General features: G+C 55.9%; 16 protein-coding genes. 5 read left to right on the top strand and 11 right to left on the bottom strand.

Going from position 1 to position 19,122, the window contains the following annotated elements:
- The first annotated feature begins 68 nt into the window (after nucleotides 1-68).
- The 3 genes from K3757_RS00165 to K3757_RS00155 are packed head-to-tail and all read left to right on the top strand — an operon-like array spanning nucleotide 69 to nucleotide 2,349.
- Nucleotides 69-725 carry a Tim44/TimA family putative adaptor protein gene (locus K3757_RS00165; RefSeq protein WP_259998092.1) on the top strand — a complete coding sequence of 219 codons (657 nt, stop codon included), beginning with the start codon at nucleotides 69-71 and terminating at the stop codon, nucleotides 723-725.
- Nucleotides 726-778: 53 nt separating this feature from the next.
- A complete protein-coding gene (locus K3757_RS00160) occupies nucleotides 779-1,759 on the top strand; it encodes a murein transglycosylase A (RefSeq protein WP_259998089.1) in 981 nt (326 codons plus the stop codon).
- Nucleotides 1,756-2,349, top strand: coding sequence for a Smr/MutS family protein (locus K3757_RS00155; RefSeq protein WP_259998087.1), 594 nt, complete (start codon nucleotides 1,756-1,758; stop codon nucleotides 2,347-2,349). Before K3757_RS00160 ends, K3757_RS00155 begins: the two co-directional genes overlap by 4 nt.
- Here K3757_RS00155 and K3757_RS00150 read toward each other — a convergent pair.
- The 3 genes from K3757_RS00150 to hslV are packed head-to-tail and all read right to left on the bottom strand — an operon-like array spanning nucleotide 2,332 to nucleotide 5,455.
- Complete coding sequence (locus tag K3757_RS00150; RefSeq protein WP_259998085.1) at nucleotides 2,332-3,555, bottom strand: MFS transporter; 1,224 nt, start codon at nucleotides 3,553-3,555, stop codon at nucleotides 2,332-2,334. The two genes, K3757_RS00155 and K3757_RS00150, sit on opposite strands and share 18 nt — an antisense overlap.
- A 38-nt stretch (nucleotides 3,556-3,593) precedes the next feature.
- A complete protein-coding gene (gene hslU / locus K3757_RS00145; RefSeq protein ID WP_259998083.1) occupies nucleotides 3,594-4,901 on the bottom strand; it encodes an ATP-dependent protease ATPase subunit HslU in 1,308 nt (435 codons plus the stop codon).
- The gene (gene hslV / locus K3757_RS00140) at nucleotides 4,898-5,455 is read right to left on the bottom strand and encodes an ATP-dependent protease subunit HslV (protein WP_259998080.1); all 558 of its coding nucleotides are present in this window, start codon (nucleotides 5,453-5,455) and stop codon (nucleotides 4,898-4,900) included. Before hslV ends, hslU begins: the two co-directional genes overlap by 4 nt.
- Nucleotides 5,456-5,491: 36 nt before the next feature.
- Here hslV and K3757_RS00135 point away from each other — a divergent pair, with 36 nt between their 5' ends.
- The gene (locus K3757_RS00135) at nucleotides 5,492-6,457 is read left to right on the top strand and encodes a hypothetical protein (protein ID WP_259998077.1); all 966 of its coding nucleotides are present in this window, start codon (nucleotides 5,492-5,494) and stop codon (nucleotides 6,455-6,457) included.
- Nucleotides 6,458-6,516: 59 nt separating this feature from the next.
- Here the strand turns inward: K3757_RS00135 and trxA are convergent, their stop codons facing one another.
- The 8 genes from trxA to regB form a co-directional block, all read right to left on the bottom strand.
- Nucleotides 6,517-6,837, bottom strand: a complete 321-nt coding sequence (trxA, locus tag K3757_RS00130; protein WP_259998074.1) for a thioredoxin — start codon at nucleotides 6,835-6,837, stop codon at nucleotides 6,517-6,519.
- A gap of 33 nt (nucleotides 6,838-6,870) precedes the next feature.
- Nucleotides 6,871-10,257, bottom strand: coding sequence for a double-strand break repair helicase AddA (addA, locus tag K3757_RS00125; protein WP_259998073.1), 3,387 nt, complete (start codon nucleotides 10,255-10,257; stop codon nucleotides 6,871-6,873).
- Nucleotides 10,254-13,205 carry a double-strand break repair protein AddB gene (gene addB / locus K3757_RS00120; protein WP_259998071.1) on the bottom strand — a complete coding sequence of 984 codons (2,952 nt, stop codon included), beginning with the start codon at nucleotides 13,203-13,205 and terminating at the stop codon, nucleotides 10,254-10,256. Before addB ends, addA begins: the two co-directional genes overlap by 4 nt.
- Nucleotides 13,198-13,878: a nucleotidyltransferase family protein gene (locus K3757_RS00115; RefSeq protein ID WP_259998069.1), complete on the bottom strand. Its 681-nt coding sequence runs from the start codon at nucleotides 13,876-13,878 to the stop codon at nucleotides 13,198-13,200. Before K3757_RS00115 ends, addB begins: the two co-directional genes overlap by 8 nt.
- The gene (locus K3757_RS00110; protein WP_259998067.1) at nucleotides 13,875-14,885 is read right to left on the bottom strand and encodes an aminoglycoside phosphotransferase family protein; all 1,011 of its coding nucleotides are present in this window, start codon (nucleotides 14,883-14,885) and stop codon (nucleotides 13,875-13,877) included. The genes K3757_RS00115 and K3757_RS00110 overlap by 4 nt, the downstream gene beginning before the upstream one ends.
- Entirely contained in the window at nucleotides 14,882-15,349 is a 468-nt protein-coding gene (tsaE, locus tag K3757_RS00105; RefSeq protein WP_259998064.1) for a tRNA (adenosine(37)-N6)-threonylcarbamoyltransferase complex ATPase subunit type 1 TsaE, read from the bottom strand. The genes K3757_RS00110 and tsaE overlap by 4 nt, the downstream gene beginning before the upstream one ends.
- Nucleotides 15,350-15,389: 40 nt before the next feature.
- Complete coding sequence (locus K3757_RS00100) at nucleotides 15,390-16,892, bottom strand: PAS-domain containing protein (RefSeq protein ID WP_259998062.1); 1,503 nt, start codon at nucleotides 16,890-16,892, stop codon at nucleotides 15,390-15,392.
- Nucleotides 16,893-16,973: 81 nt separating this feature from the next.
- Nucleotides 16,974-18,365, bottom strand: coding sequence for a sensor histidine kinase RegB (gene regB, locus K3757_RS00095; protein WP_259998059.1), 1,392 nt, complete (start codon nucleotides 18,363-18,365; stop codon nucleotides 16,974-16,976).
- 106 nt (nucleotides 18,366-18,471) lie between these two features.
- Between regB and K3757_RS00090 the strand changes: the two genes are divergently transcribed.
- Complete coding sequence (locus K3757_RS00090; RefSeq protein ID WP_259998057.1) at nucleotides 18,472-19,080, top strand: SCO family protein; 609 nt, start codon at nucleotides 18,472-18,474, stop codon at nucleotides 19,078-19,080.
- The last annotated feature ends 42 nt before the right edge of the window (nucleotides 19,081-19,122 follow it).

Below are 19,122 nucleotides of genomic sequence, written 5' to 3'. Positions count from 1 at the left end.
GAGCCCCCTTGGCACCTACATAAGGTGCTTAGACGATTGTTTCCACGCCTAGTCCCCAAGAGGTCAACATGAATTCACCGCTTATCCAGCTTCTGGTTCTTGCCGCGATTGCGGTTTTTCTGATCTTGCGGCTGAAAAATGTTCTAGGGACGAGAGAAGGTTTTGAAAAACCGCCTGTGCAGGTGCCACCGGTGCCACGCAAGGGACCTGCGTTCGAAGTGATCGAAGGCGGACCTGACCTTGATATCACGGACCACTTTGACGAAGGATCGCCACAGGCCCGCGCCTTGGCCGAAATGAAAAGGCTTGAGCCTTCGTTCAACGTCACAGAATTTTTGGCGGGCGGCCGTGGCGCATATGAGATGATCGTCATGGGCTATGAGCGGGGCGAGCTTGACGATATCAAGCCGTTCCTGACCGAGGAAATCTACGAAAGCTTTGTGGACGGTGTGGCTGCGCGTGAAGATCAGGGCCTGACGATTGAAGCAAACTTCATCGGCGTACGTGAAATGGCGTTGGAGAATGTGACGCTTGATCCAGAGACAAAAGAGGCCGAAATGACTCTGCGATTTGTGGCCGAGTTGACACAGGCCGTCCGCAATGCGGAAGGCGAGATTGTCGAAGGCAGCATCACTGATGCTAAAAAACAAAAAGACACGTGGGTTTTTGCCCGCATCATGGGCTCGGATGATCCAAATTGGTTCTTGGTTTCTACAGACGGGTAGCATGCGCGCTTCGCATCACTGCCACACTCTGGGCCTCGCTGCTGGCGGGGCCTTTGGCGTCTGAGGTCAAATATAACATCCTGTCCTTTGACCAATTGGATGGTTGGGCGCAGGATGATCACGCGGCAGCGTTTGAAACGTTTCTGAACACCTGCCAGGATATGAAAGATCCCGACTGGCGCTCAATCTGTACGTTTGCCCGATCTGGCCCTGACCCGCGCGAGTTTTTCGAGCTTCTGTTCCGTCCGGTCCTGATCGAGGATGGGCAGGACGCCCTGTTCACCGGCTATTTCGAACCCGAACTTGATGGATCGCTTACCCCGACACCTCGTTTCAGCTATCCGGTTTACAAGATGCCACAAGAGGCACGGCAGAACCGGCCATGGCTTACCCGACGCGATATTCTTGAGACTGGTGTGATGGATGGACGTGATCTGGTCATCGCTTATGTCGACGATCCGGTTGAGCTGTTCTTTCTTCAGATCCAAGGCTCTGGTCGTATCCGGCTGAGCGACGGGACCGCCGTGCGTGTCGGGTATCGTGGCTCGAACGGGCACAACTACCGTTCGATAGGTAAGGAACTGGTCCGCCGGGGCGTTTATGAGCCGCATCAAGTGAGCGCGCAGGTCATCAAGAACTGGGTTCGGCGCAACCCAGAAGACGGGCAAGAATTACTGTATCACAATCCGTCCTATGTTTTTTTCCGCGAGGTCAGCAAAGTTCCTGCTGATAAGGGGCCTTTGGGGGCGATGAATCGGTCGATCACCACGATGCGGTCCGTTGCGGTTGATCCCAAGTTCATTCCGCTCGGAGCGCCGGTCTGGATCGAAAAAGACGGCAAATCTCCTTTGAGAAGGTTGATGATTGCGCAAGATACCGGCTCCGCCATTAAGGGCGCCCAGCGCGCCGACGTATTTTTTGGTACCGGAGATAAGGCAGGGCGGCTGGCCGGAACCCTGCGTGATCCGGGACGCTTGCTGGTTCTGATGCCGATACAGCGCGCCTATGCCCTGCTTCCGGAAAGCGCGATATGACCCGCCGCAGGCTTAGCGCAGAGGATCAAGAGCTTTGGGACCGCGTTCGCGCGAAAACCGAAAGAATTGAGCGCAGCAATCTGGAAGTGAAGCGGTTTGAAAAGGATTCCAGCCTGCCCGCCCCTGCGCCGCGCAATATTCGCAAGGCCAAGTCGGTCATTCTGGGCAAACCTAACCCGCCTTCCCGTTCGCCCGCGCATAATCTGGCTCCAGCCATCCATGATCAGATCCGCCAAGCGCCTGTGCAAATGGATCAGAAGTCTTTTGGTAAGCTCAAGCGCGGCAAATTGCGGCCAGAAGGGAAGATTGATTTGCACGGTATGACGCTGGACCGCGCACATCCGGTTTTGACCGGTTTCGTCATGAACGCGCACGCACAGGGCAAGCGCCTGATCCTTGTTGTGACAGGCAAGGGAAAGCAGCGTGACGAAGGTGGCCCGATACCTGTTCGTCATGGCGTCCTACGGCACCAAGTGCCGCAGTGGTTGTCTATGCAACCGATGAAGTCTGTAGTCCTTCAGGTGGCTCAAGCGCATGTGAGCCATGGCGGTGGCGGTGCTTATTACGTCTATCTACGCCGTCACCGGTAGGTCACGCTGGTAACGCAGGATACCAAGCCCTGCCAAAAGCGCGCCGACAAAGTAGAAAAACGCGATCGGGATCATCTGGTCCGGAAAATCTATGCCGAAATCAATCAACGCACCTGTGATTCCCGGCCCGATAGCCGAACCAAATACCATCAAGGCCGCCGCCGCCGCCTTGATTGCACCCAAATGCCGAGTACCATAAAAAACGGCCCAGAAAGCAGAGGTCGCTGTGCCTTGCATCCCCTGCCCGACTCCGAAAATCACAAGGCCAAAACCGGCCATAAAGATCGTGTCGGCATAGGCAAGTACAAGAAACGAGATGCCGAAAGGCACCATTTGGAACGGTACAATCCATTTCACGCCAAAGCGGTCAATGGCCCAGCCGGTGATGAAGGTGAAGGTAATGCTGGCGACTGTGTAGACTGGCATCAAGGCGACATAGGAAACAAGGCTCCAACCCTTTACCTCCGTCAGGTGCACCTGCTGAAAGAACAAGGCCGTTCCCCATGCAGAAGGACCCAGAACTAGCGGGATGAGGATGTAAAACAACGGATGTCGCAGCATCTGTCCCCTTGTCCAATGCTGCGTGCACATACCAACGCTTTGTGTCCCGTCTGCCATCGACTGCGGTGTGCGTTCTTGCTTTAGCAAAATTTGCATTAGAGGGATCAGAAGCACGATACCCACTGCGGCTATCAGCCACAGACTTCGCCATTGTACCGTTACCAGTAGTGCCACAAACACGACAGGAAGGGTCGCCTGACCCACAGCAAACCCCATAGAAGAGAGCGAAAGCGCCCGACCGCGCGCGGCGATAAACCAACGTGACATTGCCAAAGCGCCCAGCTGTGACAACATGCCCTGCCCCATGAGCCGCAAAGCGTAGATCACAAAGACCAGAAGAAAGCCGTTAGGCACCACCGCCATCGCCAGACAGGCAACTGCCAGCAATACCATCACCCAAAACGACAGATGCCGGACACGAAAACGGTCTGTCAGGGCGCCGGCCCAGATCATTGTCACCGCCGATAGCGTGGTGCCAATCGTATAGATTCCGCCCCAGCCCCCATCGCTTAGTCCGAAAGTATCCTTAATCTCACCCGCGAAGAGCGAGATGAAATACGTTTGTCCGAATGACGATGTGAAGGTCAGAAGGAAACCGGCCAGCAGGAACAGGCGGTTATCTAAAAGGAAACGTAAATAGCCCATGCGCCTAGATTGCCGGCGCATGGGAGAATGGGAAGACCTTAAAGCACGTAGCGGCTGAGATCGGTGGATTTTACAAGCTCACCCAGATTGGTGTCCACAAATCCGGCGTCCACGACAATCTTATCCCCGCCACGGTCCGGCGCGGTAAAGCTAAGCTCTTCGAACACCCGTTCCATCACGGTGTACAGCCTGCGTGCGCCGATATTTTCTACCGATTGGTTCACGTCCGCTGCGATCTTGGCCAGTGCAGCGATCCCGTCCTCGGTAAAGCTTACCTCAACCTCTTCGGTGCCCATCAGCGCGGTATACTGCAGCGTCAGCGCATTGTCGGTCTCGGTCAGGATGCGGACGAAATCTTCTTCGGTCAGCGCGCGTAGTTCCACACGAATGGGCAACCGGCCCTGAAGCTCAGGCAGCAGATCGGACGGTTTAGCGATATGAAACGCACCGGAGGCGATGAACAGCACGTGATCTGTCTTTACCGGACCATGTTTTGTGCTGACAGTCGTGCCTTCGATCAGTGGCAGCAAATCGCGCTGTACACCTTCGCGGCTGACATCCCCGCCGCGCGCGTCGGCGCGGGTACAGACCTTGTCGATCTCGTCCAGAAACACGATGCCGTTCTGCTCAACCGCTTCAATGGCGGCGCGGGTGACGGTTTCGTCATCCAGCAGCTTGTCAGCTTCTTCTCCAACCAGGACATCATAGCTATCTGCAACCGAAAGCCGCTTCTTGCTCGTGCGACCACCCATGGCTTTGCCAAAGATATCACCGATGTTCATCATTCCCATTCCGCCCCCGGGCTGTCCGGGAATTTCCATAGCGGAGAACGGGTTAGATGTATCTGCTACCTCAAGCTCAATGATGGTATCGTCCAGCTGACCATCTTGCAGCTTTTTGCGGAACATATCGCGTGTGCCTTCACGGGCGTCAGGGCCAGCAATGGCGTCAATCACGCGCTCTTCGGCCGCTTTTTGTGCTTTTGCCTTTACGTCTTCGCGCATGTGTTCACGGGTCATCGCGATGGCAGCATCCAGCAGATCACGAATGATCTGTTCCACATCGCGGCCAACATAACCCACTTCGGTGAACTTCGTCGCCTCGACCTTCAGGAAGGGCGCACGTGCCAGTTTTGCCAGACGGCGGCTGATCTCGGTCTTGCCGACGCCGGTGGGGCCGATCATCAGGATGTTCTTTGGATATACTTCATCGCGCAGATCATCAGACAGTTGTTTGCGCCGCCAGCGGTTACGAAGCGCCACGGCAACGGCGCGTTTCGCGTCATTCTGGCCAATGATGTAGCGGTCCAGTTCGGAGACGATTTCACGGGGGGTCAGATCAGTCATGCTTTGATTTTCTCCACGGTCAGGTTGCCGTTGGTGTAAACGCAAATGTCAGAGGCGATTTTCATCGCATCACGTGCCACTGCTTCGGCGTCGCGGTCGCTGTCGATCAATCCACGCGCGGCAGCTAGGGCGAAATTTCCGCCAGATCCAATTGCTGCAATGTTATGCTCTGGCTCAAGCACGTCGCCAGCGCCAGTAATGATAAGAAGCTCTGTGCCATCTGTGACAATCAGCATCGCTTCTAGCTTTTGCAGGTATTTGTCGGTGCGCCAGTCTTTTGCCAGCTCGACACTTGCGCGCTGCAACTGTCCGGGTGTGGCCTCAAGCTTGGCCTCAAGCCGCTCAAGCAGGGTGAAGGCATCAGCGGTAGAGCCGGCAAAACCGACGACCACATCATATCCGCCGGGCGACAGCCTGCGTACCTTGCGCGCAGTGCCTTTGATCACGGTCTGGCCAAGGCTCACCTGCCCGTCCCCCGCAATCACGACTTCGCCGCCCTTTTTCACACCAATGATGGTTGTGCCGTGCCAACCTGGAAATTCGCTCTGTGCCATAATGCCTCCGTTTCTTGCATTCTATATGGCGTGCGCGTGCCAGAGGAACAAGGCCAGCCCTTGTTGCGGCAGCTTGTCGCCGCTAGCTTTGGGGATATGAACAATCCCGAAACTGTAACTTTCTACATGGAGCCAGAGCTGTGCGAGAGTGCGCAAGCGGGCAAACATAATTTTATCGGAAAACTCGCAGGTGTCATGAGGGCCGCCGGTATGGAAGTGATGTACGCTCCATTCGGTCCGCGCGGGGCACCAGACAGAGAGGGGTGGTCGATGAGCCACATCAAAACGCCCCCCGATGGACAGGGATTATGCTTTCGCCGTGCTTATCACTATCCGTTTTGGCAGATCGAACTAAGCTCTGAGCGCTGGGCGTGGGATGTGTCCCAAGCCCCGTTTGACCCTGATCCATCAGAGGCAAAGGAGGCGGCGCGGTTCTATGGTTTTTGGCAGAAACGTCTGTTTGGTGATGCTGCACAGAAAATAACCCGTGATGGCACGGTGTACGTCCCACTACAGGGCAGATTGCTGGATCATCGCCCGTTCCAGATATGCAGCCCGATTGAGATGGTGGAGAACTGCCTCGCCCACACCAGCGGCGACGTGGTTGCTGCCTTGCATCCAAACGAGCGGTATAAGGATGCAGAGCTTTCAGCGCTGAAAGCGCTTGAACAGAGGCACAAGCGGATAACTGTGCAGACCGGCGGCATGGCCGACCTGTTGGCGCGCTGCGATTACGTGGTGACGCAGAATTCCAGCGTCGGGTTCAACGGGTACTTTTTCGGCAAACCGGCGCTTTTGTTCCGGAAGGCGGACTTTCATCATATTGCGGTGCAGGCGGATATGAATGATCTGTCGGCAAGTTTCGCCGCTGTTCAGTCAGCAGCGCCAGATTATGCGGCCTACATCCATTGGTATTGGCAGAAGAACAGCATCAATGCCGGTCGACCGGAGGCAGAAGAAATGATCGCCCAGCGCCTTAGGCGGTTTGGCTGGCCAGTATAGTTAACGAAAAAAGGCGCCCTATGTCGGGCGCCTTTTCTAATCTACGGGTTGTAGAGGTCTTAGATGGACTCTTCGATCCAGCTTTGCAGAGCAGCCTTGGGCCGCGCGCCTGCCATGTTGGAGACCACTTCGCCGCCTTTGAAGATGAACAGCGCAGGGATGCCGCGCACACCCATCTGGGCGGGAGAGTTGGGGTTTTCGTCAACGTTCACTTTGACGATTTTGACTTTGCCTTCCATCTCGGTGGATAGTTCCTCAAGTGAGGGGCCGATCTGTTTACATGGGCCACACCATTCTGCCCAGAAATCCACCACAACGGGGATGTCGGAATTTTTCACTTCGGCGTCGAAGGTAGCATCGGTAACTGAGACGGTGGCCATAAAGCTCTCCATTGGTTCGGGTATGGTAGATAACTAAGAACGCGCGATGCCGGGGTCAAGGTGACCTGTGCGCGCAAGGGCTGCCATCACAATGTCATCGGGCAACGTCATGAGGGCGCCAGTATACGTCCAAAGGATCGCGGTTTCGACTTTTTTGTCAGGGTAAACAGCCTTTAGGGCATGTGCATACGCGCCCATCTGGCGCAGCAATCCTTCGGGGCAGGCGTCGGGTGCGTCCGGCACGGTCCGGTTGGTTTTGAAATCAATCGCCAATATGTGATCCTGCGTGACGATCAATCGGTCGATAATCCCGTACATCCGCTGACTACCCAAATCGGCGGTTACCGGCACTTCTGCTAACGTCTCAGCAGCGAAAACATGAGTCAGCACAGGGTTATCTAGCACGGCTAGAGTTTCCGACAGTGCGGTTTCTGCAAATATCGGGTTTGTGTTGCGCAGCAACTGTTCTGCTGCCACCGAGCGCCTGTCAGCTGCAATCGGGGCAAGATGCTCTAGGAGCATATGAACAACGGAGCCGTAGGATTTGGCATCCTCTTCATCCATACCTTCTTCACCGCCCAGCGCCTTGGCACCGCCAAGATCAGACGGGGACAGGGCATCGCTGCGCTTTGGTGGTGCGGGGGGCTCTGTGTTAAATACAGGCTCTAACTGGGGCGTTTCGATAGATTTAGGTGCGACTGTGACCACCGGAAGGTCGTCCCAGCCTTGTTCTTCGTGACGAATGCCGCTTGAGGGCCCGTCCACAAATGGAACCGCATTCAAATGCGCCAACGCCTCTTCGGTCATCTGATACCAGCTTTTTCCATCTTTTGGCAGCTCTCCTGCAGCTGCCAAAATCAACCACTTCTCTGCACGGGTCATCGCGACGTACAGCAGCCGCAAGCCTTCTTCGGTCTGTTCAGCTTTCAATTCGTCAATGCGGGCGGCAATTCCTTTGGTCATATCTGGCGCGTTTGGCTTCCAAATCGGTACTCCGTCGATTGTGATGATGTCATTTTTGACGCTGACATCCTTTCGTCCGGTATCAGGCAGGATCACAATCGGCGCTTCCAACCCTTTGGAGCCGTGCACCGTCATCACGCGGATCTGGTCAGAGGCGCTATCGATCTGGCGTTTGATCTCCAGGTCATCAGCCTGCATCCATTCAAGAAATCCCGTAAGGCTGGGAACTTCTGTCCGTTCATAGGCCAAAGCCTGCCCCAAAAGAGCGTCGATCCCATCTTCGGCTTCGGTACCCATACGCGCGAGCAGATTATAGCGGCCACCGTGGCGTGTCAGAATTCGCTCGATCAGGTCATAGGGGCGCAAGAAATCCACCTGACCCCGCAAGTCGTGCAGGATTGCTAATGTCTCGGGATAGCTATCCTCCTGCGTGCGCAGGCTTTGCCATAAATCTTTTTTGCTGGGGCGGCCATGCGCAAGGGTGAACAACGCCTGCTCGCTCCAGCCAAACAGGGGCGAACGCAACGCAGTCGCCAATGATAAAGCGTCATCAGGCGTAGAAAGAAAGGAGAGCAAAGCCCCGATGTCCCGCACGGCAAGCTCGGCCCCGACCTTCAACCTGTCTGCACCAGCAATCGGTAGCTTTGCAGCTTTGCAGGCGCGAATAATCTCTGAAAAAAGGCCGGTCTTGCGACCCCGTACAAGGATTAGAAAATCACCAGCGGTGATCCTGCGGCGGATGGTGCTGCGATCTTCAGCCTCGTCGGGGATGTAATGTTCACCCTCCACCAGATATTTTATCTGCGCTGCAATCTGCTCGGCTAGAATAACGGTGTGATGCTGCGGGCTTTTGCGGTCTACCGGATCGGTCCAGTCTGCTTCGTCCTCATCGTCTTTGTTGGCTTCGACCAGCGGCCACAGATCAACACGGCCCGGCAAGGCGTCTTTGAACGCGAGGTGCGTCATCGGCGCGTCCATGCGCGGTTCGGGCACCGTGTTAAAGGTTTGGTCGACGGCGCGCAGAATCGCAGGCGAAGATCGGAAAGAGTAATCAAGGCTCTGGTTTTGAAAGCTTAGGTGCGCCTCTTCGAGGCTTTGCTGGAACGTCGCCCGCTTGAGATCGAACTCGCGCGGATCAGCGCCCTGAAAAGAGTATATTGATTGCTTTTTGTCACCCACAACAAACAGCGTTCGCGAGGTCTGGTCCTCCCGTGCACCTGCGCCTGATGCGAATTCATCCGCAAGTTTTTCGATCACATCCCATTGCCGGGGAGAGGTGTCTTGGGCTTCATCCACAAGAATATGATCAATGCCGCCATCAATGCGGTACAGCACCCACGCCGCGACCTTTGGATCATTGAGCAAGGCACGCGCGCGCAAAATGAGGTCGTCAAAATCCAGCCAACCACGGCGCTGCTTTTCTGCTTCGTAGCGTGTGATAAAAACTTTGGCAAAGCTGTGCAGTGCGCTTGTCCGGGCAAGATTGCGCGCGCGCATTTGTAGATCATGGCATTCGTATACTGATTGGGCCAAATCCTCGAACGGGGTCAGGAGGGGGCCAAGATCGTTTTGCGCGCCCTTGGTCGGAAAGCTTTTTCGAAGCTCCATTTTCTGGGTGAGCATCTGCGATTTGAGCTTTTCAAGATCACCAAATGTCGGTTCGGCAAAATTGATCAGGCGCAAGGCATCTGCCACCCGTTTCATGGTCACCGCACTTTGTGACGCAAGAATATTGATGGCTTCTGGCATCCATCTTGCGACAGCTTCGTCCATAACCTGCCTTGGCAGACCGTCCAGATCAAAACCTTCTGGCACATCAAAGATCGGGCTCAGGTCTTCGGGCAGATTGTCAAACAGCTCCCGCTTGCCTGTGATCGCTTGCGTGAGCGAGGCAAAGCTTTCACCAGTGTAGTGGGCCGCCAGATCGGCCATCAGATGGGCCTGTGGTCCTTCGGCCATCGCATCCAGAATATCCGCGCGCAACAGTTCCGCGGCGCGGTCTTCGATCTCTTTGAATTGGGGGCTGACACCTGCCTCAAGCGGAAACCGCCGCAGAAGCGAAGCGCAGAAAGAGTGGATCGTCTGAATTTTCAGACCACCTGGTGTCTCGATCGCCTGCGCAAACAAAGTGCGCGCCTCACGTAACTGTTCGGCGGGAATCTCCTTGAGCACTCCCAAATCGCGCAGCGCGGAACGCAGCGCGTCGTCCTCCATCATTGCCCATTCACCCAACCGCTTGAAAAGACGGTTCTGCATCTCCGAGGCGGCGGCCTTGGTATAGGTCAGACACAGGATGTGCTGTGGTTCAACTTTGTCGAGCAAAAGCCGCGCCACCCTGTCGGTCAACACGCGCGTCTTACCCGACCCCGCATTCGCACTTAGCCATGTTGAGGTGTCCGGACGCGCAGCGGTGATCTGTGCGCGGGTTGCATCGTTCCAGTCAGGCGAGCCGTTCATGTCAGATCCTCCGGCTGCGCGTCATCCGAACCGTCCCATTCGCCAAAACGGGCAAGGTGGTCAAATTCACCGGCAAAGATTTCTTTTTCCATCATCCGACGTGACGTGAAACCCTGAGTGGGATCAAGGTAGGCGGCAATCAGTTTGCGCAGGTTTTCCAGAACCACCTGCGGAGGCTCTTGTTCCAGCGGCGCGTCTATCTCTTCCGGAGAGTTACCAAGCCCGATAAATGTCGCGCGCGACACTGGTGCGGCACCGATCTTTTTGAATGCACCTTCTTCAACCATTGCCGCTTCGATCAAAAGCTGTTTGTCAAAGTGCTTTTGCTGCTTGTCGCTGGGCGGCTTGCCCGTCTTGTAGTCATAAATCTGAATCTCGCCGCTGAGGTTCCGGTCAATCCGGTCGGCAACGCCGCGGAGGGTAAAACCCAGATCTGCCAGCTCAAGAACACCGCGCGCGTCATCCTCAAAGGCGACAGGCTCTGATCGCGCTAAGCGGTCTTGCTCTGCCTCAATGAACCAGTCTGCCACCCGCGCCAAACGCGCCAGCCAGATCGTGCGCGCGGCGGGCCACGGCACCAGTTCATCCAAGCGTTGTCTGGCAATATCCAGAAGGTGCGCTTTTGTCAGAAGGGCAGGGTCCGCCATCACGGACTTCACAAAATCTTCCATCACAGCGTGGACGACAATCCCGCGCAGCGGCGCGTCGGGGGACTGCACCAGCGGATCGAGCGCGCGCAATCTAAGGCTGTGGCGGGCGTAGATCGCATAGGGATCACGGATCAGCGTCTTTATCTCGGTTACTGACAGGTTACGCGGACGCGCGGCCAGCGGGGGACGCGGAGAAGGGCGTGGGGCGGAAGGAACTGGCACAACCGCCTCTAGCGCCCGTGCTTGACCCAGCCAGTAGTCGCCGCGCGCAATCATCGCTTTCCAAGCTTCTACGCCGCCTTGGTTCGGCAGACCGGTCATCAGGTTGCCCAAACGGTTTACCCATCGGGAAGGTACTGTTTCAGCATCTTCGGAACGGATAGAGCGTGTGATCCAGACCTCACGTGCGCAGACAGCTTGTTGATAGTCATGCGCGGCCAGTCCCACGCGCCGCTCTGGCAGCAAAAGCCCAGCGTCGTGACGCATTTTACGGTTCAACCACGGATCCGGTGGCGGAGCTTCGGGCCAAGTGCCGTCGTTGAGCCCGCCAAGTATCACCAGATCAGCGCCCTGCACCCGTGCCTCTAACGTGCCCCAGATCATGATGTCAGGATGTGGCGCATCGCGGTCACGTACTTCGCCCGCCGACAATAATGCACCGACGAGATCAGCATAGTCAGCGGCATTCAGCTCGGTGCCGTAACCCGCCTCGTTCTCTAGGTCTTGCATGATGCGGCGTGCTTCGATCCCGGCTTTTTGTTGCCAAAGCTCATGAATATCGCTGTTTGTCGGCCCCGCAGCCAATGTTTCGGCCGCTTGTAGATGCTTTGCGGTCCAATCTTTCAATGGATGAATTGTGTGATCAAGATGCCCCATTGTCGCCTCTGCCACCCAAACCGCCCAGCGATGCATTTCTTCATCGTCCGGTACAGCCTTTTCGCACAGTGCAATAAAGGCATCCGGCTCCGGGTAAGGCAGACCATGGCGCCTGATCGCCAGTTCACACCGCTGGGTATAGAGGCGGTGCATATTGCGGCCTTCACCACTATGGGTCAGAGGATGTTTGAGCAGTGTCAAAAGCGCCTCTGCATCCAAGCGTCGGGACAACAGCGCTGCAACGTGACGCAGGAACCGACCAGGTGGCGAAAGGTGCAGCGGCGTGCCAGCGCTGTCATCGGGTAATATATTCCAGCGATCCAGTGCAGCAGTTACGCGACGGCCCAGCATCCGGTCTGGAGTGATAAGTGCGGCCGTCTGACCGTTTTGCGCTGCTTGACGTAATCTTAGCGCAATCGCCAATGCCTCCGCACGTGGCGTTTCGGCAAGCAAGAGGGTCATGTCGCGGGTCGCGTCACCAAGGTTTTCCAAACGCGGCCCCTCGATCCGCCACGCGTCAGTGACAGGGGCAGGGCGCAGGGACAGCGATATCAGCTTGTTACGATCGGGAGCGTAGGGCTTTGCATTTTCATGCCAGCATTCCACGGCGTTGGGCGTGGTGCCCAAATTGGCCATCAAATGGTAAAACCGGAACTGCGGATGATCTTCGGAAATCATTGGATCGTCGAGCGCGGCCCAGACCTCTGGCGGCAAGTCAAAGTCGAACCCAGGCAGAACAAGCGCCCCTTGCGGCAGGCCCGCGACCGCTTGCATCAGCATCATCGTCGTCCCGCGCGAGCCTGTGGAGCCAGCAATGATAACAGGGTGTTGTGGTGGCTGCTCTTTCCAGAGCGCCGCAATGGCCGCAACACGCGCGCGCTGGCGGGCTTCTTTGTCCGGCATGGATTCGGTAAGAGAGAGATAGTTCTGCACGATCCCCAAAAAGACCTTTGCCCGTTCCCAGTGACCGGATTGGTCGGTCACATCCAACTCTGCGATTTTTTCGGGCGTCACGCCTTCGCCCTGCATTTCGTCGATCAGCGCAGCAAGGCTGTCTGCAAGATCATAAAGCGATGCGCGGGATGCCAGATCCGGGGACTTTTCTAGCAGGGCAGAGATAAGCCCGATCAGCTCCAGCCGCCTCCGAAGGGCGGGAACCCCTTCCGGAATGATCACACTCGGGGCCAATGTTTCAAGATCGGTGATGAGGCGAATGCGCGGCAGAAGCATCGCTGGACCGTTCTCAAAAATAGAGCGCAAACGGCGCGCCATGCGCTGCGTGTTTACGATCAGTTCTACGCGGGCCAATGCTTCGGGTGGTTGCCCCTTGAACCGGTCCAACAGTCCGGCGACCAGAAGGTGAGGGAAATCAACGCCTGTTGGCAGACCAAAGACGCGCGGCGTATCTTGCGGTTCAAACATCTGAAGCGAGCAGGTTTTCGGCGGTTGTCACGCCGTCCGGATGGCCCACATCGCACCATCTTCCAGGATAGCTGAGACCGTGCATGGTACCCTTCGCCAGCATGCGGTCCCATACCAGATTGAGGGAGAAGGCCTCTTCTTCAATTTCAGCCAGCAGTTCCGTCTTGATGATCTGGACACCACCGTAAATCACGCCGACACCGCGTGCTAGTTGTCCGTTCGGGGACATAGTGAAATCACCCGAACCGGTATGTTCAAGCGCGCGCGCGGGTTCAACTCCCATCAAGAGAGCGTCCATCCGCTCTGGGTCCCATGCATCTAAAAGTAGCCGCAAGGGGTTCTGGCCCCGCCACACCGCATCCGTGTTCATCGTGATAACCGGCCCATCCCCCAGCAGCGGCATCGCGTTACGTAAGCCGCCCCCCGTTTCAAGGATCAGCGGGCTTTCAATGATCGTTTGCACGCCAAGTGGTGTGAGGTGATCCAACAACTGTTCGGGGCGGTAATGCAGGTTGGCGACAATTGTCGGCGGGGTAATTTCCTGTGCTAGTCCAAGCGCATGATCAATCAGCGGTTTACCGGCGACCTCAACCATCGGTTTCGGGCGGTCCGCTGTCAGATGTTTCATCCGCGTGCCAAAGCCAGCAGCGAAAAGCATTACGGGAAAGCTCATGATGCGCATTTCGATTTGAGAAGCTTCAGACGCTCAGGCGTCGGAACCGGAAGTGTCGCGCGGATGTGATCCGCGACGGGCGCAAGGGCAGGGTGTGCAAGGTTACGTTCGACGAATTCCCAGACACGAGGGATCAGATCAATGTACCGCGGCTTGCCCAAATCAATGCACAGCCTTGCGAAAGCTCCGACAATACGCAAATTCCGCTGCACCCCCAGGATCGCGTAGGCTGCTCTGAAGGCATCTTTGTCTTGCGGATTCTGCGCCAGATATCGGTCAATCATCCGAGTCTCGATCTCGCGCGGTACATCGCGCCGCGCATCTTGCAGAATCGAGACAAGATCATAGGCTGCGTGGCCCCGCATTGCGTCCTGAAAATCAAGCAGACCTACGCGCGCCGCTCCTTGACGCGCTGGCAACCACAGCAAGTTTTCGGCGTGATAGTCCCGTTGGATCAGGACAGACGGGGCCGCGTCAACAGGGGCCAGCAAGTTGGCCATGATTTGTTCGAATTTTGCCTGTTCCGGGGTGCTGCGCTGCCCCGTCAGACCAAAAAGATACCAGTCATAAGCGCGCGCCGCGAAATTGGTCATGGTGGCTATATCATAGGGTGCCAGTTCAGGCAGCGGGGCCGCGTGCAGTACAGTCAGCACATCCACCGATGCCTCGTATAGCGGTAGCTCTAGGTTAGCGTCCCGCGCGATCACCTGTTTGAATAGATCGTCACCTAAATCCTCAATCAGAAGAAAACCGTTTGCGATGTCGCGCTGAAGTATCTCTGGCGCGCTCAGCCCGATGCTGCGCAGATGCTCTGCGATAGCAATGAAAGGGCGCACATCTTCGCCCTTGTCGGCGGGTGCGTCCATCAGAATGATTGTACTGCCGTCGGCGCGGCTCAGCCGCTCGTAGCGGCGATTGGACGCATCGCCAGCCACGGTTATGCGCGTGGCATCACTCCAACCCGCGCCATCGATGAAATTGATCAATAATGTTTCGCGGTCTGTCATGGAATCCAGTCATTCATTTTGGCGTCCCAGCGGGGATCTGACCATGATGCGGTCAGCATGCGGTGGTCCTCAGCATCTGTTGCGGTGAGCGCAATGTCCAGCGCGTCTTGCGGACGCAGATCGGCCAGACGGTCCGGCCATTCAATCAGGCAGATCGCGTCATCCATTGCGTCGGTCAGGCCAAGCTCTTCGCATTCGGACGGGTCGCCAAGGCGGTAAAGATCAGCGTGCCAAATCTCCGTTCCGGATGCGGCTTCGTAGGTCTGGACCAATGTGAACGTCGGGGATGGAACATCTTCGGGCTGTGAAAGAAGGGACTGTATCAACGCACGGGCAAAGTGGGTTTTACCTGCGCCAACATCTCCACTTAGCAAAAGAGTGTCGCCCGCTGTCAGCTTCGCGCCAAGCCGCTGTGCCAGTGCGGCTGTTTCATCTGGGGAATGGAGCGAGGCGGTGATTTGCATGCTGCCAAACTAGCTGCCTCGTGCGGCGCATGAAAGAGCGTTAGCTGCGGTTATTATCTAATTGTTTCGTAGCTAAGGGTGGAACTGCCACCTGACGGGAAAACCGGACCACTGTCGCACCGGATGCGATAGGCACAATCTTGCATTGCATCGGGCTTTGGCCCTTCATGCAAACAGGCATGGTCCATTCTGTTCGATCTTGCAGGTTCATTACCGCGTCCTGCAAATCCTGCCACAAAGGGTTAGGCGCTGACTTGTCTTTCCAAAGACGCACAGCGTCGGTGATTGTCACGTTGGCAAAGCTGGTTTCGCCCTCAAAACCCCACAAGACATCGTAGGCCTTGTTCGAGAAGGTAAGAATGCCTGATTGGGAAAATACCGCTAGCGCATCCTCAAAAGTATCTACTAGGTTTTGTCCCAGTTCTAATTCTGCACGGAAATTGCGAGTTAGAGAAACTTCCGCACTAATGTCTTCGATCAGAAATGCAATTGCACCGTCTGGATGAGGGCGACCTTTCACCCGGTAGGTTTGACCGGTCTCCAGACTCCAGGACTCTTCAAAGCTGCCCAGCTCGGCTGCGCTGACTAGATCGGCCATACGTTGACGCCATGTCTTATAGTTCTTTGGTTCCGGCATACGGCGGTTTTCGCGCAATGCGTCAAAGAAGGAGTCAAGCGTTGGCCGCGGGCTGAGAAATGAAATCGACAAGCCCGTCAAATCGGTGAGGGCAGGGTTGAAAAGCGCCAATTGTCGATCACGGTTGAAAATGGCTAACCCGATTGAAAGATGCGCAAATGTTTTTGCAAGCGTCTGGACGAAGTCCCGCTGCGCTTCTTCAGCCCTGATTAAAGCGGTCCGTGATGTTGCATGGTGCAGTTTGCCACCATCAACTGCAAAGCTGCTGACGTCGAACCATTGCGGCCCCGATGCAGCATCATCATCAAACTTGACCCTGCAACTGCTCTGACCATCTTCATGTGCAGCTAGGTCGAACAGAGGCTCTGCTGTGCTTCCCTTTGGCGCGCGATCATAGAGAGTTCGGTAAGCATTATTGTGCCAAATTACTGCGCCGTCTGGATTGGTTTTCCACGCGGGATGAGGCAGGCTTTCCTTGATCTGGCAGAGCAACTCCAGCTCTTTGTTGTTGGGAAACTGTGGGGCACTATCACAAGCTTCGTAAAACGTAAGCGATGCTGCATCTTCGCGCCAGTCGATTTGAAGCCTTGTTCGCTGTTCAGGTTCATACGCAGTGCTGAGAATGTTTGTCTGGCCAGTCGAACCATTGCTGAAAACCGAAGGAAATTCGGGATAGACGGGTTGCAGGATATCGTGAAGATCTTGCCAGTTTTGCGCACCGGTTACGATGGGAAATTTTGCCAGCGCCACGTCATTGGCGTATTCCAGAATGCCGCCCTTTACAAAGATCACTGGCAGTTCCTGGGGCGGAGCCTGTGTTATTGGCGCATTGGATCGCAACGCCCAATACAGGCTTAGTGCAACAGTGGGCAAAACAACTGCCGAGATCACAATGAGGTCGTTCAAAATACTTCTCCGCCAGTATGTTGGCCACGGCGTTTACATTGGCTCTCTTAGCCTTAACAAAGTGTTAAAATTGAGGTCGGGCTAAATTTCCGAGAAACGGACATTCTGGCCAGCGGGCAAAGCGTTGTCACCTTCGCGCGCATCGATTTCGCGGCGGGGCCAGCGTACTTCGATAACCGCGCCCACATGTTTGCTGTGTTTTCCGCCCTCATCTGATCCGTTTGCAAACCTAAGAGAGGCACCTGACCTTTCCAGCAGCGTTTTCGCGATAAACAAGCCCAGCCCCATCCCTTCGTATTCGGGTCGGGGGGTGGCTGTCTTGCGCGGCCTACGCCGCGCGACAAACGGGTCACCGAGCCTGCCAAGAAATTGCGGGGGAAAGCCTTTTCCGTCATCCAGTATCCGCACTGTGATGTTTGCATCCGTCCAGCGGGCTTCGATCCAAACAGTGCTCTCGGCGAAGTCCACAGCGTTTTGAACCAGATTGCGAAGGCCGTGAATGATCTCTGGCATCCTCAGGATTGCAGGTTGCGCGCTATCATTACCATCACTGCTTTCTAGGCTGATAAACACATGCTTTCCGCGGTCCATATGCGGTTCTGCGGCGCTTTCTATGACAGTGGCCAGCGGTGCCTGACGCATATGAAGATCATCTTTGCCGGCGCGGCCCATATCGCGCAAAATATCGCGGCAGCGGTTTGTCTGTTGCACGATCAACTCGGCATCTTCCTGTAAGTCTGGCTGATCCCGTAGCTCATTCACCAACTCCGCGCTGGCCAGTTTGATGGTGGCCAAAGGCGTACCTAGCTCATGCGCTGCTGCGGCCACCACTCCGCCCAAATCCGTCAACTTCTGTTCGCGAGCAAGCGCCATTTGCGTCGCGGCCAGTGCATCGGACATCAAATGGATTTCAGATGTTACGCGGCGTGAGTAGGCTGAGGTAAAAATGACGGCGATGATCAGGGCAATCCACTGGCCAAAGACGAACAACTGCGGAATCTGCAAAATGGCACCCTCAAGTGTTTGTAGGGGCAAATGGTAAAAGGCCAATACCGTCACGCTGATGATCGCAACAGCGCAGAGCACAATCGTAGAACGCATGCTAAGGGCCGTCGCCGAGATCGTGACAGGGCCCAGAAGCAACAGAGTGAACGGATTGTTAAGCCCACCTGTGAGAAACAAAAGGATGCTTAGTTGCAGCAGATCGAAAATAATCATTGCCATGTTTTGCCGCTCTGACAGGCGTTTGTTTTCAGGAAAGACAAAACCGGCAACTAGATTACCGATGACCGAAACGCTGATCGCGAAATAGCACCATCCCAATTCCAGCTGTAGACCGAACAGCATCGGCGTGATCGTTACCGCGATGAACTGGCCCGCAATCGCCACCCAACGCAGCAGAATCATCGTGCGCAAGCGAATCCAGTTTGCTCTTTTGCGCTCTCCCAGAGGGCGTATCGTTGGCTGCGTCATCTGCGCGCTCCACTCATTTGTGACTTGCATTGCTTGGGACCTAGCGTAGGTCTGACGCAAATCACCATCAAGGGCGCGTGAGGTCTTGCGCGCAAAGGAGTTCAAGATGATCCGTATCGCTGCAATCGTTGCCGTCATTGTCGCAGGTGTGGGCCTGTTATCCATGTTCTTTTTTGCAGACAAAGGAGGCGAGGATAAATACGCCGAGTGCGGTTCAGGCGCTGTTGCAGGTGATTTGGGTGGGCCATTCACATTGGTTAATGGTGCAGGTGAAACCGTGACAAGCGATGAGGTCATCACCGGACCGACGCTGATTTACTTCGGCTATACGTATTGCCCCGATGTCTGCCCGCTGGACGTTGACCGCAATGCGGCTGCAATCGAAATCTTGGAACAGCGCGGCAAGATGGTCACGCCTGTGTTCATCACGATCGACCCAGCGCGCGACACGCCCGAAGTGGTCCGCGACTTTGCCGAGGCGATGCACCCGCGCATGATCGGCCTGACCGGTAGTATTGAGCAGGTCGCAGCGGCCAGCAAAGCCTACCGTACGTACTATAAGGCGCATCCACCCGTGGATGGCGAATACCTCGTCGATCACTCCACCTTCAGCTATCTCGTTACGCCGGAAAACGGGTTTCTTGAGTTCTTCCGTCGTGAGCTGACGCCAGAGCAGTTGGCTGACAAGATCGGCTGTTTTGTTGATCAGATTTGACCATATGCACTTAAGACCCATATGTGTGCTACAGTCATACTA

The sequence above is a fragment of the Sulfitobacter sp. S223 genome (assembly GCF_025143825.1).
GTDB lineage: Bacteria > Pseudomonadota > Alphaproteobacteria > Rhodobacterales > Rhodobacteraceae > Sulfitobacter.
This window is presented reverse-complemented; position numbering and strand designations above follow the sequence as displayed.

Bases quoted from the DNA above. Each gene is read 5' to 3' on its own strand.
- K3757_RS00165 (WP_259998092.1), top strand. From the start codon at position 69: ATGAATTCACCGCTTATCCAGCTTCTGGTTCTTGCCGCGATTGCGGTT.
- tsaE (WP_259998064.1), bottom strand. From the start codon at position 15,349: ATGCAAATCACCGCCTCGCTCCATTCCCCAGATGAAACAGCCGCACTG.
- K3757_RS00115 (WP_259998069.1), bottom strand. From the start codon at position 13,878: ATGAGCTTTCCCGTAATGCTTTTCGCTGCTGGCTTTGGCACGCGGATG.
- K3757_RS00110 (WP_259998067.1), bottom strand. From the start codon at position 14,885: ATGACAGACCGCGAAACATTATTGATCAATTTCATCGATGGCGCGGGT.
- addA (WP_259998073.1), bottom strand. From the start codon at position 10,257: ATGAACGGCTCGCCTGACTGGAACGATGCAACCCGCGCACAGATCACC.
- regB (WP_259998059.1), bottom strand. From the start codon at position 18,365: ATGACGCAGCCAACGATACGCCCTCTGGGAGAGCGCAAAAGAGCAAAC.
- addB (WP_259998071.1), bottom strand. From the start codon at position 13,205: ATGTTTGAACCGCAAGATACGCCGCGCGTCTTTGGTCTGCCAACAGGC.
- K3757_RS00150 (WP_259998085.1), bottom strand. From the start codon at position 3,555: ATGGGCTATTTACGTTTCCTTTTAGATAACCGCCTGTTCCTGCTGGCC.
- K3757_RS00155 (WP_259998087.1), top strand. From the start codon at position 1,756: ATGACCCGCCGCAGGCTTAGCGCAGAGGATCAAGAGCTTTGGGACCGC.
- hslU (WP_259998083.1), bottom strand. From the start codon at position 4,901: ATGACTGATCTGACCCCCCGTGAAATCGTCTCCGAACTGGACCGCTAC.
- trxA (WP_259998074.1), bottom strand. From the start codon at position 6,837: ATGGCCACCGTCTCAGTTACCGATGCTACCTTCGACGCCGAAGTGAAA.
- hslV (WP_259998080.1), bottom strand. From the start codon at position 5,455: ATGGCACAGAGCGAATTTCCAGGTTGGCACGGCACAACCATCATTGGT.
- K3757_RS00090 (WP_259998057.1), top strand. From the start codon at position 18,472: ATGATCCGTATCGCTGCAATCGTTGCCGTCATTGTCGCAGGTGTGGGC.